This window comes from Algibacter sp. R77976, from assembly GCF_044594645.1.
Lineage (GTDB): Bacteria > Bacteroidota > Bacteroidia > Flavobacteriales > Flavobacteriaceae > Algibacter_B.
In genome coordinates this window covers 1,959,841-1,975,856 of sequence record NZ_CP138989.1, presented here as the reverse complement: position 1 = coordinate 1,975,856, position 16,016 = coordinate 1,959,841, and the positions used below count along the sequence as shown (strand labels likewise).

Below are 16,016 nucleotides of genomic sequence, written 5' to 3'. Positions count from 1 at the left end.
CCCCTAGAGGGGACTTTAGGGGTGTAAAATATATTAAGCTAAGCATTTTAATAAAAAAGATTCCCACTTTCGTGGGAAATATTATGAAAACAATTCTATACATCATACAAAAGGAGTTCAAGCAAATCTTTAGAAATAAAGGCATGCTTCCCATCATTTTTGTCTTGCCATTATTACAGCTCGTTATTTTATCCAATGCTGCTACTTTTGAAGTTAAAAACATCAAATTCGGTTATATTGATATTGATCATACTTCGACATCAAGAGCTTTAGTAGAAAAATTTAATGCATCTACCTATTTTAATGTATTAATAGATTTTCCTTCAGAAGAAATAGCAAGTTCAGCAATGTTAAAAGGAGAAGTAGATGTGCTTTTACATATTCCACAATATTTTGAACGTGATTTACAAAAAGAAAAACACAACAATTTAGGCGTTACTATAAATGCGATAGATGGTGCAGCAGCAGGTGTTGAAAACGTTTATGTTACACAAATTATTCAGCGCTTTAACCAAAATATTAAAGTCGATTTGTTACAAGCTTCAGGCCAAAACGTACAACCTATAGCTATTGAAACTATTCCATTATTTTGGTATAATAAAACACTAAATTATAAAACCTTTATGGTTCCTGGCATATTGGTTTTATTGGTAACTATGATTACTTTGTTTCTATCTGGAATGAATATTGTTCGCGAAAAAGAAATAGGAACCTTAGAGCAAATAAACGTAACACCAATTAACAAGAGCCAGTTTATTATCGGGAAGCTTTTTCCATTTTGGGTAATTGGCATAGGATTGTTAACAGTAGGATTAATTTTAGCAAAAGTTATTTTTAATGTTCCAATGATAGGGAGTTTACCACTCATGTATTTATACACTTCAATTTACATTTTAGTGGTTTTAGGCATTGGTTTATTCATTTCAAATTTCACAGACACACAACAACAAGCTATGTTTATCGCGTGGTTTTTTACTGTTATTTTTATTTTAATGAGTGGTTTATTTACACCAATAGAGAGCATGCCAAAATGGGCACAAACCGTAACAGAGTTTAACCCAATTAAATACTTTGTAGAAATTATGCGCATGGTAATGTTAAAAGGCTCTTCATTTACAGATATTTTACCTCAACTTTTGAAAACATTACTTTACGCATTAATTATGAATGGTTTAGCTGTTTGGAGTTATAAGAAGACTAATTGAAATACGTTATGTAACATAGGTTGCACTTTTCCTATTCGTGTTAATTATCTTTATTTCAATTTTTTATATAGATGAAAAACATAAATTTTATTTCCTTTTTTATTGGTCTTTTTACAGTATTTAACATGTTTTCTCAAGACCAATTCACAGTTCAAATAGAACCATTAATAATTACAAACGCACCAAGTGTTCATTCTTTTTCATGGGGTAAAACTTCCGATGGTAAATGGGTCATTTTTGGAGGAAGAATAGATGGATTACATCAAAGACAACCTTCAAGTTCTTTTTTAGAAAATGATAATAATAAAAGCGTTTATGTGGTTGATCCAGTTGCCAACCAAACTTGGAGCACTTCTATAAGTGTTTTGCAAGCATCAATATTTGAACAATTGCAATCTACAAATCAAGAGTTTTTTCAAAGAGAAAACACTTTATATATTATTGGCGGTTATGGTTTTAGCGAGACTCAAAACGATCATATAACCTATCCAAATTTAACAGCCATTGATATAGATGAATTAGCTAATTCAGTCATAAATAGCACAAGTATCACATCTTTTTTTAGACAAATTACAGATACTAATCTTGCTGTTACTGGTGGACATTTAGGGTTCTTAAACGGTGTATTTTATTTATGTGGAGGACAATACTTTGAAGGACGCTATAATCCAATGGGGCCAAATAATGGGCCAGGATTTATACAAAATTACACCGATGAGATTAGGACCTTCCAAATCAATGATGACGGTACAAACTTAACTATAGCAAATTACGTAGCTCAACATGACACCAATAATTTACATAGAAGAGATTATAACATGGCGCCGCAAATATTCCCAGATGGTACAGAAGGTTTTACTATGTTTAGTGGTGTTTTTCAGCATACAGCAAATTTACCTTGGTTAAATACTGTAGATGTTACTGAGTCTGGTTACTCGGTTAACAATACATTTAATCAATATTTAAGTCAATACCATAGTGCTAAAATTCCAATTTACGACACCACTAATAAGGTCATGCATACCTTATTTTTTGGAGGCATGAGTCAATACAAATTAGATGCTAATAACAACCTAATTCAAGATGATAATGTACCATTTGTAAAAACAATTAGTAAAGTATCTAGGTTTAGTGATGGTTCAATGTTAGAAAGCAGTTTAGGTATAGAAATGCCAACGTTTTTAGGTTCTGGAGCAGAATTTATTCCGTTAAACAATAATCCTAACTATTTAAACGATGAAATTATAGATATAAATAATTTACAAGAAGGTAATACATTAGTAGGCTATATTTTTGGAGGGATTGAAAGTACCCAAGAAAACATTTTTTTTATAAATAATGGCACTCAAAGTTCAGCCAGTAGCCTAGCTTTTAAGGTATTTATTAATAAAACTACGTTGAGTGTAAATGAAGTTAAATTAACTTCCGAAAATATTTATAATCTCAAAATATTTCCAAATCCCTCAAAAGGTGTTTTTTCAATCGATGTATTTATTCCAAATACAGAAAAAAGCAAACTAACTCTTTATGATATTTCTGGAAAAAAAATAAAATCATTAGAAATTGAAGCGGCTATTGGCAACAAAACAATTCCACTAAACTTAGAAAAAATGGCCTCTGGAGAATATATAGTAGAATTTAGAAATGGTGCGAAAACATTAGAAAAAAGAATAATAAAAATTTAACTAATTATTTCATAATGTAACAAAAGTTACTATTTAACTTGTTTTAAAAAGCAATCTTTACTTAATATCTATAAATCACTTTTAGTCAGATAATCAAAGTGATGGATATCATTTTACGAAAAAAATTTATAAGCTAATTTCACAATATCAAACCAAAACAAATGTCTAAAATAGTCATTCTAGGAGCAGGGATTTCTGGTCATGTAGCAGCTTCTCATTTAAGAAGAAAGCTATCTAAAGAACATGAAGTTGTTGTGGTTTCTCCCAACAGTAATTACCAATGGATTCCATCCAATATTTGGGTGGGAATTGGTAGAATGAAATCTGAAAAAATATTATTTCCTTTAGCACCTTTATATAAAAAGAAAGGTATTGGATATAAGCAAGCAAAGGCTGTTTCCTTTTTCCCTGAAGGGGATAAATCCGAAAACAAACCTTATATATTGGCAGAATATGTTGTAGGAGAAAACAAAGGACAACAAGAAAAAGTTACTTATGATTATTTGATAAATGCAACTGGTCCCAAACTAAACTTTGAAGCTACCGAAGGCTTAATACCTGGAAAAAACAAAACATATTCTGTTTGTACTTATACACATGCAGACCATGCATGGGAAGGACTAAATGCGGTTATCCAAAAAATGAAAGCTGGTAAAAAAGCTAAAATTTTAATAGGCACAGGGCATTCTAAATCTACTTGTCAAGGTGCTGCTTTCGAGTACATTTTAAATGTAGAACAAGAATTACGCAAACATAAAGTGCGCGATATGGCAGAAGTAACTTGGATCTCTAACGAGTATGCTTTAGGCGATTTTGGAATGGATGGCATGCTTATGAGTTATGGCGACATGATTATGAAATCGAGTGAATTGGTTGAAATGATTTTTGAAGACCGAGACATAAAATGGGTAACTGGTGCAGCTGTAAATAAAATTGAAGATGGTATAGCACATTACGAAAATCTTGAAGGTGAATTCAAAACAGAAACTTACGATTTCGCGATGTTAATTCCAGCGTTTTCTGGTCATGGTTTTAAAGCTTACGATAAGAATGAAAATGATATAACAGAAAAACTATTTAGAGGTTTTATGATTGTAGATGCCGATTATACGGCCAAGCCATACGAAGAATGGACTGTGCAAGATTGGCCAGAAACCTATCAAAACCCAAGTTATAAAAACATATTTGCACCAGGTATTGCATTTGCACCACCTCATGCCATTTCAAAACCTAGAAAAAGTAAAAACGGCACAGATATTTCACCTTCACCGCCTCGAACAGGAATGCTATCTGGAATTACTGCAAAATTAGTGGCAGATAATATTATTGATAGTATAAAAAAAGGAGATGAATCGCTTCACCATAAAGGAAGCTTAGGTAATATGGGGGCGGCATGTATTGCTTCTGCTGGGTTTGGCTTTTGGCAAGGAAGCGGCGTAAGTATAACCACATTTCCTATTGTGCCAGATTTTAAAAAATATCCAGATTCGCATGGTAGACACTTAGGGAAAACCTTTGGAGCTATTGGTCTGGCAGGCCATTGGCTTAAATTAATGTTACATCATGCTTTTATTTACAAAGCAAAAATGCGACCATTTTGGTGGTTAATTCCGGAATAGTATAATTATAAAATTGAATTAGTCAATTAAAAATATAAAACAACAAACTCTAATGAAAAGAATTTCACCAAGAATGCGGTTTAGAATGATGAATCCATTTCTTCAGTTTTTCAAATTTATAATTTTAAGTGTAAAAATTATGGTAATTGTGGCTGGTGGACATGGAGGCACAAGAGAAAAGGCCAAATAGAACGATGAGGAAATTAATAATTGTAATTACTACTCTTAGTGTTTTAGAGGCTTATTCCTGTAAAAATAAAACGGAAAAAGAATCACCGAAAGCGGCTGAAACTGTAGTTTTAGAACCTAAAACAATTGATGATGGTCGTATTTCACTCAATTTAAACGAGATGCAGAAAAAACATCAATTGTCTAATATGAGAAGTCATTTGCAGGCTGTACAAGAAATTACAGCGTTGCTTTCTCAAGATGATTACGATAAAGCTTCAAAACTGGCATATTCAAAATTAGGCTCTACAACAGAAATGAAATTAATGTGTGCGTCTTTTGGAGACGAAGGCTTCGAAAAATTAGGGTTAGAATTTCATAAAAGTGCAGATATAATGAGTGACGTTTTAAAAAAAAGAAATAAAGAAAATTCGCTTGCTGCTTTATCCAATACATTAAATTATTGTGTGCAATGTCACGCAACGTATAAGCAGTAAAATATTGATTAGCTGATGTGGTTATCAGTTATTTTGGTTGGTTTGTTAAAGGCATTTATATTCAGTTATAAATGCCTTTTCTTATGTAACATAAGTCACTACAAACCTTTTATTTAATATCTAAATTTGATTAAATAAATAATTTTAAAAAAGATGAACAAAACACCATTAATCTCCGTAATTTCTATTTTTATATTAATGTTTTCACTAACACTTTTATCTGGTTGTAGCGATAATAACGATGATAACAATGATATTATAGAAGAGTCTTCAGAAGAAACAGTATTAGAAACAGATAAAACAGCATTACTATTTATGCTAGAAGAAGAAAAACTAGCTAGAGACACATATATGTATTTAGACAATATCTGGTCTATAAATCAATTTGCAAATATTCAGAAAAGTGAACAAACTCATATGGATGCGATTGAAAATTTATTAATTAAAAATAACATAGAATATTCATTATTACCCATTGGTGAATTTGAAAATGAAACACTTCAAGGTTTGTATGATCAATTTATAATTGATGGTAAAACAGATCAAGCTAGCGCATTACAAATTGGAGCAACTATTGAAGATTTAGATATTGTGGATTTACAAATACATATCAATGAAACTAACAATGTAGAAATAGCATCTGTTTTTGAAAGCTTACGATGTGGGTCTAGAAATCATTTAAGAAGTTTTGTTTCAAATATTGAAAAAGAAGGTAACACTTATACACCACAATTTTTAACTCAAGATGCATATAACCTTATTGTATCTTCAGATAGCGAAAAGTGTAATTAAACTAAAAACAGTATTCTAATGATGGGTGACTACTATTTATTTAGGTGATTGTTAAGGCATTCTTGAATAAGAGTGCCTTTTTTCATGTAACATTTGTCACAAAAAAACATTACTAGTTATACTATTTTTGTAATCATAAATTATTCAATTTACTTGATTTCATTATTACTCTAAGGGTTTTTAAATGAAGTATTAAATTTGGTTTTTTGTTAATTAATAGCAAATAAAAGCACTCAATTACTTGAGTGCTTTTTTTTTTGCAAATTATTTAATTTCTTATACTATCCTACCTGATAGATATCATTGCAGCAATTAGACTACTCAAATACATTTGGTTTTAAATTATTAAACCACAATGAATAAATCAACAAAAGTAATTCGAAAACCCATCATAAATTTTACTATAAACACAATCATGACCGTATGCATGTCTGCAATTATAGGAACTGGCTTTTTAATAAAATACACGTTAATACCTGGCCAAGAACGTTGGGATGTTTATGGGCGTAAAGTCGAGCTTTACTTATTAGGATTAGACAGACACCAATGGGGCATGATTCATCTTATTCTAGGGTTTGTTCTGTTAGGCTTATTAATAGCACACATTGTTCTCCATTGGAAGATTATAGTAAATGTTTATAAAAAAATAATCAAAGAACCTTTCACAAAAAAGATTGTGGCATTGTTTTTTGCAATTCTATGTCTTCTAATGATTTTATTTCCATTTTTTGTACAGCCAAAAATTGAATCTATTAATAAAGGTAACGGACGGCAAGTAACATTAGTTACAAACTTACAATATCAATACAATTAGTTTTGTGTCAGAAATAAACAAATAATGAAAAAAAATAAACATGTCCTAATATTTGGTTTTTTACTAAGCCTTGTGTCGATACTTCAGGCTCAAGAACTCAAACCAATTTCAAAATCTGAGGTTTTGAGTAGTGTTTCAGAAAATAACCAAAGCCTAAAGATTTCTGAAGAAGAGTTTAAACAAGCTAGAGCAGATTACAGACAGACCAACGCTGTATTTTTACCTAACATTACTGCAAGCCATACAGCCATGGCAACTACAAATCCGTTAATGGCTTTTGGTTCTAAATTAAATCAGGAAATACTAACGCAAAACGATTTTAGCCCAGCATTATTAAACAACCCTTCTCAGATTGAGAACTATGCCACAAAGATAGAAGTACAACAACCCTTAATTAATTTAGATGGCATGTTTAAGCGTAAAGCTGCTAAATCTAAAATGGAAGCTATGTCTTTAAAAACAGAGCGCACACAAGATTATCTAGTGTTTGAAGTTGAAAAAGCATACATGCAATTACAATTGGCATATAAAGCTGTTAATGTTTTAGAAAAAGCTTTAGAAGCTGCCAATGCCAATAAAAAATTAGCTGATGATAGTTTTAAACAAGGCTATCTGCAACGTGCCGATGTATTGAATGTTGAAGTACGCGTTACCGAAGTTCAAAACCAATTACAAACAGCAAAAAGCAACGTGCAAAATGCTTCAAACTACTTGTCTTTTTTAATGAATGATGATGCCTATGTTTTATATAAACCAACTGATGAGTTAACAGTTGAAACTTTTACTATAGATGATAAAACGGTTTCAGAAAATCGTTCAGATATTAAAGCGATGCAATTGGCTTCAAATGCATATAAAGCAATGAATAAAGCCGATAAAATGGCATTCTTACCAAGGTTGAATGCTTTTGGAAGTTATGAATTATATGACGATCAAATTTTTCAAGCAGATGCCAATGGGTATTTATTTGGAGCACAATTAAGCTGGGATCTTTTTCAAGGTTCTAAACGTTTTGGAAAAGCACAAAAAAGTAAAGCTGAATTTGAAAAATCAAAATTAGAATATAACCAATATGTATCGCAAAGTAATTTAGAATTAAATAAAGCGAAACGCGCTTTTTTAGATGCCGAAAACAAATTGAAGTTAACAGCTTTAGCATTAGAACAGTCTGAAGAATCTTTAAGAATACGTACTAATAGATTTAAAGAAGGTTTAGAAAAAACATCTGATTTATTAATAGCCGATACACAATATTCGCAAAAGCAATTGGAATATTATCAAACCATTTTCGAGTATAACTATACACAAGCTTACTTACAATTTTTAACTAAAGAATAAAAAAACAGTTTACAGTATTCAGTCGCAGTATTCAGTCAGTAACTAACAAAAAGATGATTATCCTGCAAGGTTTTAAAAACCTGGCAGGAATTAAAAGAAAAAACTCAATTAAAATGAAAAAACACATATACCTAATAACACTTATTACAGCGTCTTTATTTATTACAAGTTGTGGTAGCGAAGACAAAAATACTATTGCAGATAATTCGCCAGCAATTGCCGTGAAAACCAGCCAAGTAGAAGCTAATGGCAATAGTCCGTTTTTAAGTGCAAGCGGAAAAATTCAAGCCACTAATAGTGCAGACTTAAGCACTAGAATGATGGGTTACGTAAATAAAGTATACGTAAATGTTGGAGATAAAGTGCGTAAAGGACAATTATTAGTATCTATAAACAATGCTGATTTGCAAGCTAAACGTGCGCAAGTTAATGCAGGTATTACAGAAGCTACTGCAGCCTTTAACAATGCACAAAAAGATTACAACCGTTACAAAAACTTATTTGCAGATAATAGTGCATCTCAAAAAGAAATGGATGATATGACTGCCAATTTTGAAATGGCAAAAGCACGTTTAGAATCTGCAAACCAAATGAAGAACGAAATTAATGCGCAATTTACTTATAGCAATATAACGGCTCCATTTAGCGGAATTATAACTAGTAAAAATGTTGAAGCAGGAAATATGGCTAACCCAGGAATGCCTTTAATTAGTGTAGAAACACCTGGTAGTTTCGAAGTTATGGCCATGGTACCAGAATCTGAAATTTCTCAAATTAAAAAAGGATCTTCTGTAAATGTATTGGTAAAATCTATTAATCAAACCATAAAAGGAAAAGTAACTGAAGTAAGTACATCGGCTAAAAATACTGGCGGACAATATTTAGTAAAAATAGATTTAGATAAAACGGAAGCGAAAATCTTATCTGGCATGTTCACAACCGTTCAATTTCCTGTAGAACGTAAAGAAAAATCGGCCATGGTTTTAATTCCAAATGAAGCTATTGTAACAAACGGGCAATTATCTGGTGTCTATACAGTAAGTCAAAGCAATACAGCCATGTTACGTTGGTTACGATTAGGAAGAACGTTTGGGGATCAAGTAGAAGTATTATCTGGTTTGAATGCAGATGAAGCTTACATTGTTTCAGCTGAAGGTAAACTGTTTAATGGAGTGAAGATTAGTATTCAGTAGGCAGTATTCAGTAAACAGTCGCAGTATCCTGTAAGGTTTCAAAAACCTGACAGGTATTTATAACACATGAGTGAGCGCGTTAAGGATAGTAGTGAAAATCCTTTTTTTGCTGCCATATATGGCAAAAAAAGATTGTAACGGATAGCCTGTTAAAACGCCCAAAAAATAATTAAAAAACAAGTATAGAATCGAGATTCCCACCTTCGTGGGAATGAAAAAATAAAATTCAATGAAAGAAGGAATCGCAGGTAAAATTGCCAAAGTCTTTATGCAATCTAAGTTAACCGTGTTGTTAATGATTGTATTTATGGTGGTTGGTGTGTATAGTTCGTTTTTAATTCCGCGTGAGGAAGAGCCACAAATTGATGTGCCAATAGCAGATATTTTTGTTGGATATCCTGGTGCTAGTCCTTCGGAAGTGGAATCTCGAGTGATTAAACCTTTAGAGCAATTAATTTCAAATATTAAAGGTATAGAGTATGTGTACTCTACATCGATGAAAGAGCAAGGTATGGTGATCGTGCAGTTTTATGTAGGTGAAGATATTGAACGCTCTATAGTGAAATTATATAATGAAATTAATAAGCACATGGATGAGATGCCGCAAGGTGTTACTCAACCTTTGGTAAAAACACGTGCTATTGATGACGTGCCCATGTTAGGTTTAACGTTGTGGAGTGAGAATTACGACGATTACCAAATAAGCCAAATGGCGCAAGAGTTAGAGTCTGAAATTAAAAAGGTGAATGATGTGGCCATTACACATAAAATTGGTGGTAGAAACCGTCAATTGCGTGTGGTGTTAGATAAAGATAAATTGGCTTCAAGCGGATTAGATTTCTTATCGGTTTCAGAAATGATTAAAGCGAATAACTCTCAAATGAGCGCTGGAAGTTTTGATAAAAACGATACCGAATTTCTTGTAAATACAGGAAAGTTTTTAGAATCGGTTACCGATGTTGAAAACTTGGTAGTTGGTGTGCAACAAAACCAACCTATATATTTAAAGCAGGTTGCTAAAATTATTGATGGTCCTGAAGTGCCTCAAAACTATGTGAGCTTAGGTTTTGGAAAAGGCGGTGAAAAATCTTCTGAATACAAGTCTGAATATCCTGCTGTAACTATATCAGTTGCAAAACGTAAAGGTGCTGACGCCATGAAACTTGCTGAAATTATTATCGATAAAGTAGATCATTTACGAACTACTTTAATTCCTGATGATGTACATGTTGAAGTGACTAGAAATTATGGTGAAACGGCGTCTCATAAAGTATCTGAATTATTATGGCACCTTATAGGGTCTATCTTTGCAGTAACTATAGTTGTTATGTTAGCCATGGGCTGGCGAGGTGGATTGGTTGTATTTTTATCGGTTCCAATTACGTTTGCATTAACGTTGTTGAGTTACTACATGATGGATTACACCCTTAACCGAATTACATTATTTGCTTTGGTATTTGTAACAGGTATTGTGGTTGATGACTCCATTATTATTGCCGAAAATATGCATAGGCATTTTAAAATGAAACGATTGCCGTTTAAACAAGCCGCTCTTTATGCTATTAACGAAGTTGGTAACCCAACCATTCTAGCCACGTTTACAGTAATTGCTTCGGTGTTACCTATGGCTTTTGTATCTGGATTAATGGGACCATATATGGCGCCAATGCCTATTGGAGCATCAATAGCGATGATATTATCTCTATTTGTAGCCTTAACCATTACACCTTATTTGGGTTATATTTTCTTGAGAGAAAAAGATAAAAAGGGAGAAGAAGAGAAACCAAAAAAAGCTATTGAAGACACACTTATTTATAGAGTTTACAACAAGTTTGAACGCCCTTTATTAGAAAGTAAAAGTAGACGATGGATTTTTTTATTAGTAACCTTTGCTGTTTTATTGGGTACTATGCTTTTATTTTTCACCAATTCGGTTGCAGTAAAAATGTTGCCTTTTGATAATAAAAACGAATTCCAAGTTGTTATTGATATGCCAGAAGGCACAACACTTGAGCGTACTGGAGTTGTAGCACAAGAAATTTCACAATATTTATCAACGAGACCAGAAGTAGTAAATTACCAAAACTATGTTGGGACTTCTGCTCCAATTACTTTTAACGGTTTAGTGCGCCATTACGATTTACGTGGCGGCAGTAATATGGCAGATATTCAAGTTAATTTATTAGCAAAAGAAGATCGTACGGCACAAAGCCACGACATTGCAAAATTATTACGTCCAGATATTCAGAAAATTGCATCAAAATATAATGCAAATGTAAAGTTGGTTGAAGTGCCACCAGGACCACCAGTAATGTCAACTATTGTTGCTGAAGTTTATGGGCCAGATTATAACGAACAAATTAAGGTAGCCAATAGCGTAAAAAATATTTTGAAAAATACGGATGATGTAGTTGATATCGATTGGATGGTTGAAGACGATCAAACAGAATACCAATTCAACATCAATAAAGAAAAAGCCATGTTATATGGTGTTGCACCCCAGCAAATAACATATACGATGAGTATGGCATTATCAAATAGAGCCATTACAAATCTATATGATGAAGGTTCTGTAAATCAAGTTGGTTTAGTATTGGCTTTAGACGAAAAAGAAAAATCTACCATTACAGATATTTCACAATTAAAAGTAAAATCGAAACAAGGCAATATGGTTCCTATTGCAGATTTAGTGGATATTACAGAAACTACTGCTGCAAAAAGTATTTATAGAAAAAACCAAAAACGTGTAGTTTACGTGATGGCAGATATGGCAGGAGTTTTAGAAAGTCCGGCATATGCCATACTTGGAATGGAAGAAAAATTAAAACAAATCCCGTTACCAGAAGGCTTCGAGATAAATGAAATGTATTTAGGTCAACCAGATTTTGAAGACGATTATACTGTAAAATGGGATGGCGAATGGCAAATTACTTTAGAGGTATTTAGAGATTTAGGTATTGCCTTTATGGGAGCCATAATCTTAATTTACATATTAATTGTTGGCTGGTTCCAAAACTTTAAAGCACCAATTGTTATGATGGTTGCTATTCCTTTATCATTAATAGGAATTATTTTAGGGCATTGGATTATGGGCGCATTTTTTACCGCAACATCATTTATTGGTATGATTGCTTTAGCCGGAATTATGGTAAGGAATTCCGTTTTACTTATAGACTTTATCAACCTAAGAACTGCAGAAGGTGTACCGCTTAAACAAGCAGCTATTGAAGCAGGTGCAGTACGTACTACACCAATTCTATTAACTGCAGGAACGGTAGTAATAGGAGCATTTGTAATTCTCTTCGATCCTATTTTTCAAGGTTTAGCAATATCTTTAATGGGTGGTACTATTGTCTCTACAGTATTAACACTATTAGTAGTTCCATTGGTTTACTATATGATTGAGAAAAAGAATTACAAATAAAACCTAACAATATGAAATTAGTATTAGTTACAGCTGTAGAAGAGTATCAAAAAGAAGTTTTAGAGCTTTTCAAAAATGCAAATATTGAAAACTTAAGTAGTTCTGGTATTGATGGCTATAAAAATAGTTCGTCAGTATTAATGACTTCAAGTTGGTTTCCTGGCGAAAAATTTGGTAATGAGTCGCGTTTGTTTTTCTCGTTTGCAGAAGACAAAAATATAGATACGTTATTCAATTTAATAAAAGAATTTAATTCAAATTTAGAAACCAACAACCCATTAAAAGCGGTTGTTGTTCCTATCGAAAAATTTATATAAACTTAAAAATTAATCAAAATGTTAAATACATATTTCAGAGTTATAGTAGGTGTTATGGTCTTATTGAGTGTAGTGCTATCTGTATACGTAAGTCCAAATTGGATGTGGTTTACCGTATTTATTGGTGTTAACTTAATTCAATCAGCTTTCACAAAATGGTGTTTACTAGAAACTATCTTAATGAAATTAGGAATAAAAAAAGAAGGCGGAAGTTGTTCTACTTCTTAATTTATAGTTAAGAACTATCAATATTAACCAACAAGCAATTAATTCAAATTTAAATTGCTATTTTTGGGTATGGATAATGAATTATTACAGCAAAAATTTGCGCATACTCTAGATCAAGATCTAATTAACGAAATTTCTACAAACGGGATATTTAAAAGTTTTAAAAAAGATGATATTATAATAGATATCAATCAGACATTAAATTTCATTCCGCTTTTGTTAACAGGTGATATTAAAATAATAAGAGAAGATAATGATGGTAACGAGCTACTCATTTATTTTCTAGAAGCAGGAGACACATGCACCATGTCGCTTACCTGCTGTTTAGGCACCTCAAAAAGTAAAATTAGAGCAGTTGCCGAAAAAGATTCTACCTTAGTTCTTATTCCTGTTCAAAACATGCAAAAATGGTTTCATAGTAATGAAAGTTGGAGGAATTTCATATTACAAAGTTACCAAATACGTTTCGACGAAATGCTTGAAGCCATAGACAGCCTCGCATTCTTAAAAATGGACGAGCGATTACTTAAGTATTTAAAAAACATGTCGGTAGTAGATGAGACAAAAACCATATCCATAAAACATCAAGACATTGCCGAAGATTTAAACACATCGCGTGTGGTTATATCCAGACTCTTAAAAAAACTAGAAAACGAGAATAAAATAAAACTAGGCAGAAATAAAATAGTGGTTATTTAAATCATTTGGGCGCTACCACAAGGGTCGGGCTTTACAATACTAGTCCTCGCTCCTCCTGCGTCGGGCTGTGGGCTATCCTTTTCAATCCCTAGCGCAACTATCCACCATCAAGAGTACAAACCCTAACAAAGGGAAAAAATTATCTCACACAAAATCAACACGTTAACTATCATTAAGTAACCATTGTTACATAAACAATTAATCTTCAATGTAAATTAGCACTAAATTATCAGGTATGAATTATTTATTGGATCCCTGGCCGTGGTATGTTTCAGGCCCACTCATTGCCCTAGTCATGGCATTACTACTCTATTTTGGCAAAACATTTGGTATGTCATCAAATCTCAGAACTATGTGTACAATAGCAGGTGCAGGTAAGTTTTCAGATTTTTTCAACTTTAAATGGAAAGACCAACTTTGGAATTTAACGGTTGTTTTAGGCGCAATAATTGGAGGCTTTATCGCCGTTCAATTTCTATCAAATAATAGTGGTACAGAATTAAACCCAACAACAGTTATTGAACTTCAAAATATGGGTTTCAATAATGCCGGAGCAACTTTAGTTCCAAACGAATTATTTGGTATAGAAGCTTTATCATCACCAAAAACTCTTATACTTTTAGTAATTGGTGGCCTTTTAGTTGGTTTTGGTACCCGATATGCTGCCGGATGTACATCTGGTCATGCTATTGCAGGCTTAAGTAGTTTACAAAAACCTTCATTAATAGCAGTTATAGGATTTTTTATTGGCGGATTGATTATGGCTAATCTAATCTTACCTCTAATTTTTTAATATATGAAGGCTATAAAATTTTTATTAGTAGGTATGTTTTTCGGAATCGTTTTAGTTAAATCTGAAGCCGTTTCATGGTATCGCATTTACGAAATGTTTAGGTTTCAATCCTTCCATATGTATGGCATAATCGGAACTGCAATTGCATCAGGGATACTCTTTTTACAAATTTCAAAAAAGCGACATATAAAAAGTATAAGAGGCGCAGATATTTTTGTGCCAAAAAAAGAAGACGGGCTAACAAGATACATAGTTGGTGGTATTATTTTCGGTTTAGGCTGGGCATTAATTGGAGCTTGTCCAGGTCCTATGTATATTCTTTTAGGAACAGGTATTTGGAGCATGCTTATAGTCATAGCCGCTGCAATTTTTGGAACATTCCTTTATGGGCTTTTAAAAAACAAACTCCCACATTAAATGGATACAATCCAAATTTTAGGTTATGTAGGTGCGCTAATAGTAGGTTTAGTTTTAGGACTTATTGGTGGTGGTGGTTCTATACTTACCGTGCCGCTTTTGGTTTATCTTTTAGGATATAATCCAGTTCTTGCGACAGCATATTCGCTTTTTGTAGTTGGTACATCATCAATGGTTGGCACCTATCAAAAATACAGAAAAGGTTTGGTCGATTTTAAAACAGGATTAGCGTTTTCGTTCCCTTCGTTTATTGCAGTATACTTATCTAGACGCTATTTGGTTCCTGGTATTCCAGAAACCTTATTTTCAGCAGGAGATTTTCAGCTGTCTAAAGGTATGGGAATCATGATATTTTTTGCTATTATAATGCTTTTAGCTTCAATATCCATGATTAAAAAGGGCAAAGAAAAAGAGCTAGTATCAACATCTCAACCCTATTACAAAACCTTTATTCAAGCGTTAATTATTGGAACCATTACAGGAGTTATTGGAGCCGGTGGCGGATTTTTATATGTACCTGCATTAGTACTTTGGGCAAATATCCCAATGAAAAAAGCTGTTGGAACATCGTTAATAATTGTAACCATTAATTCTTTAATTGGATTTACTGGCGATGTTCAAACACTAGATATAGAATGGGCTTTCCTTTTAACGTTTACGCTCATATCAATAATAGGAATTGTTATAGGTGTCTTTCTCTCTAAATTTATTAGTGGAGAGAAATTAAAAAAGAGCTTTGGTTTTTTTGTATTAATAATGGCTATATACATCATTTTTAAAGAGTTAAAATAGTTTTAAAAGTGATATTAGTCACCAAACTAAATAAT

General features: G+C 32.5%; 16 protein-coding genes. All 16 read left to right on the top strand.

Translation table 11 applies throughout. From position 1 onward, the window contains the following. Nucleotides 1–83: 83 nt before the first annotated feature. A complete protein-coding gene (locus tag SJY43_RS08755; protein ID WP_396600364.1) occupies nt 84–1,205 on the top strand; it encodes an ABC transporter permease in 1,122 nt (373 codons plus the stop codon). Nucleotides 1,206–1,276: 71 nt separating this feature from the next. Further along, on the top strand, nt 1,277–2,890 hold the full coding sequence (locus SJY43_RS08750) for a T9SS type A sorting domain-containing protein (RefSeq protein ID WP_396600363.1): 1,614 nt from the start codon (nt 1,277–1,279) through the stop codon (nt 2,888–2,890). 161 nt (nt 2,891–3,051) lie between these two features. Further along, nucleotides 3,052–4,509, top strand: a complete 1,458-nt coding sequence (locus tag SJY43_RS08745; RefSeq protein ID WP_396600362.1) for an NAD(P)/FAD-dependent oxidoreductase — start codon at nt 3,052–3,054, stop codon at nt 4,507–4,509. A 52-nt stretch (nt 4,510–4,561) separates the two neighbouring features. Further along, the gene (locus SJY43_RS08740) at nt 4,562–4,699 is read left to right on the top strand and encodes a hypothetical protein (protein WP_173300062.1); all 138 of its coding nucleotides are present in this window, start codon (nt 4,562–4,564) and stop codon (nt 4,697–4,699) included. A gap of 4 nt (nt 4,700–4,703) precedes the next feature. Continuing rightward, entirely contained in the window at nt 4,704–5,174 is a 471-nt protein-coding gene (locus SJY43_RS08735) for a hypothetical protein (RefSeq protein ID WP_396600361.1), read from the top strand. A gap of 153 nt (nt 5,175–5,327) precedes the next feature. Then, nucleotides 5,328–5,966, top strand: a complete 639-nt coding sequence (locus tag SJY43_RS08730) for a DUF2202 domain-containing protein (RefSeq protein ID WP_396600360.1) — start codon at nt 5,328–5,330, stop codon at nt 5,964–5,966. Between the two features lie 355 nt (nt 5,967–6,321). Further along, nucleotides 6,322–6,780, top strand: a complete 459-nt coding sequence (locus SJY43_RS08725; RefSeq protein ID WP_396600359.1) for a DUF4405 domain-containing protein — start codon at nt 6,322–6,324, stop codon at nt 6,778–6,780. A 24-nt stretch (nt 6,781–6,804) separates the two neighbouring features. Next, nucleotides 6,805–8,118 carry a TolC family protein gene (locus SJY43_RS08720; RefSeq protein ID WP_396600358.1) on the top strand — a complete coding sequence of 438 codons (1,314 nt, stop codon included), beginning with the start codon at nt 6,805–6,807 and terminating at the stop codon, nt 8,116–8,118. A gap of 113 nt (nt 8,119–8,231) precedes the next feature. Continuing rightward, nucleotides 8,232–9,311: an efflux RND transporter periplasmic adaptor subunit gene (locus SJY43_RS08715; RefSeq protein ID WP_396600357.1), complete on the top strand. Its 1,080-nt coding sequence runs from the start codon at nt 8,232–8,234 to the stop codon at nt 9,309–9,311. Nucleotides 9,312–9,540: 229 nt separating this feature from the next. Then, a complete protein-coding gene (locus tag SJY43_RS08710) occupies nt 9,541–12,735 on the top strand; it encodes an efflux RND transporter permease subunit (RefSeq protein WP_396600356.1) in 3,195 nt (1,064 codons plus the stop codon). 11 nt (nt 12,736–12,746) lie between these two features. Beyond that, the gene (locus tag SJY43_RS08705) at nt 12,747–13,052 is read left to right on the top strand and encodes a hypothetical protein (protein WP_396600355.1); all 306 of its coding nucleotides are present in this window, start codon (nt 12,747–12,749) and stop codon (nt 13,050–13,052) included. A gap of 18 nt (nt 13,053–13,070) precedes the next feature. Then, nucleotides 13,071–13,280, top strand: coding sequence for a DUF2892 domain-containing protein (locus SJY43_RS08700; RefSeq protein WP_396600354.1), 210 nt, complete (start codon nt 13,071–13,073; stop codon nt 13,278–13,280). Between the two features lie 69 nt (nt 13,281–13,349). Continuing rightward, nucleotides 13,350–13,979 (top strand): Crp/Fnr family transcriptional regulator, encoded by a 630-nt coding sequence (locus SJY43_RS08695; protein WP_396600353.1) that lies wholly within the window; start codon nt 13,350–13,352, stop codon nt 13,977–13,979. A 235-nt stretch (nt 13,980–14,214) separates the two neighbouring features. After that, nucleotides 14,215–14,772, top strand: coding sequence for a YeeE/YedE family protein (locus SJY43_RS08690; RefSeq protein WP_396600352.1), 558 nt, complete (start codon nt 14,215–14,217; stop codon nt 14,770–14,772). Nucleotides 14,773–14,775: 3 nt separating this feature from the next. Next, nucleotides 14,776–15,189 (top strand): DUF6691 family protein, encoded by a 414-nt coding sequence (locus SJY43_RS08685; RefSeq protein ID WP_396600351.1) that lies wholly within the window; start codon nt 14,776–14,778, stop codon nt 15,187–15,189. After that, the gene (locus SJY43_RS08680; protein ID WP_396600350.1) at nt 15,190–15,981 is read left to right on the top strand and encodes a sulfite exporter TauE/SafE family protein; all 792 of its coding nucleotides are present in this window, start codon (nt 15,190–15,192) and stop codon (nt 15,979–15,981) included. The last annotated feature ends 35 nt before the right edge of the window (nt 15,982–16,016 follow it).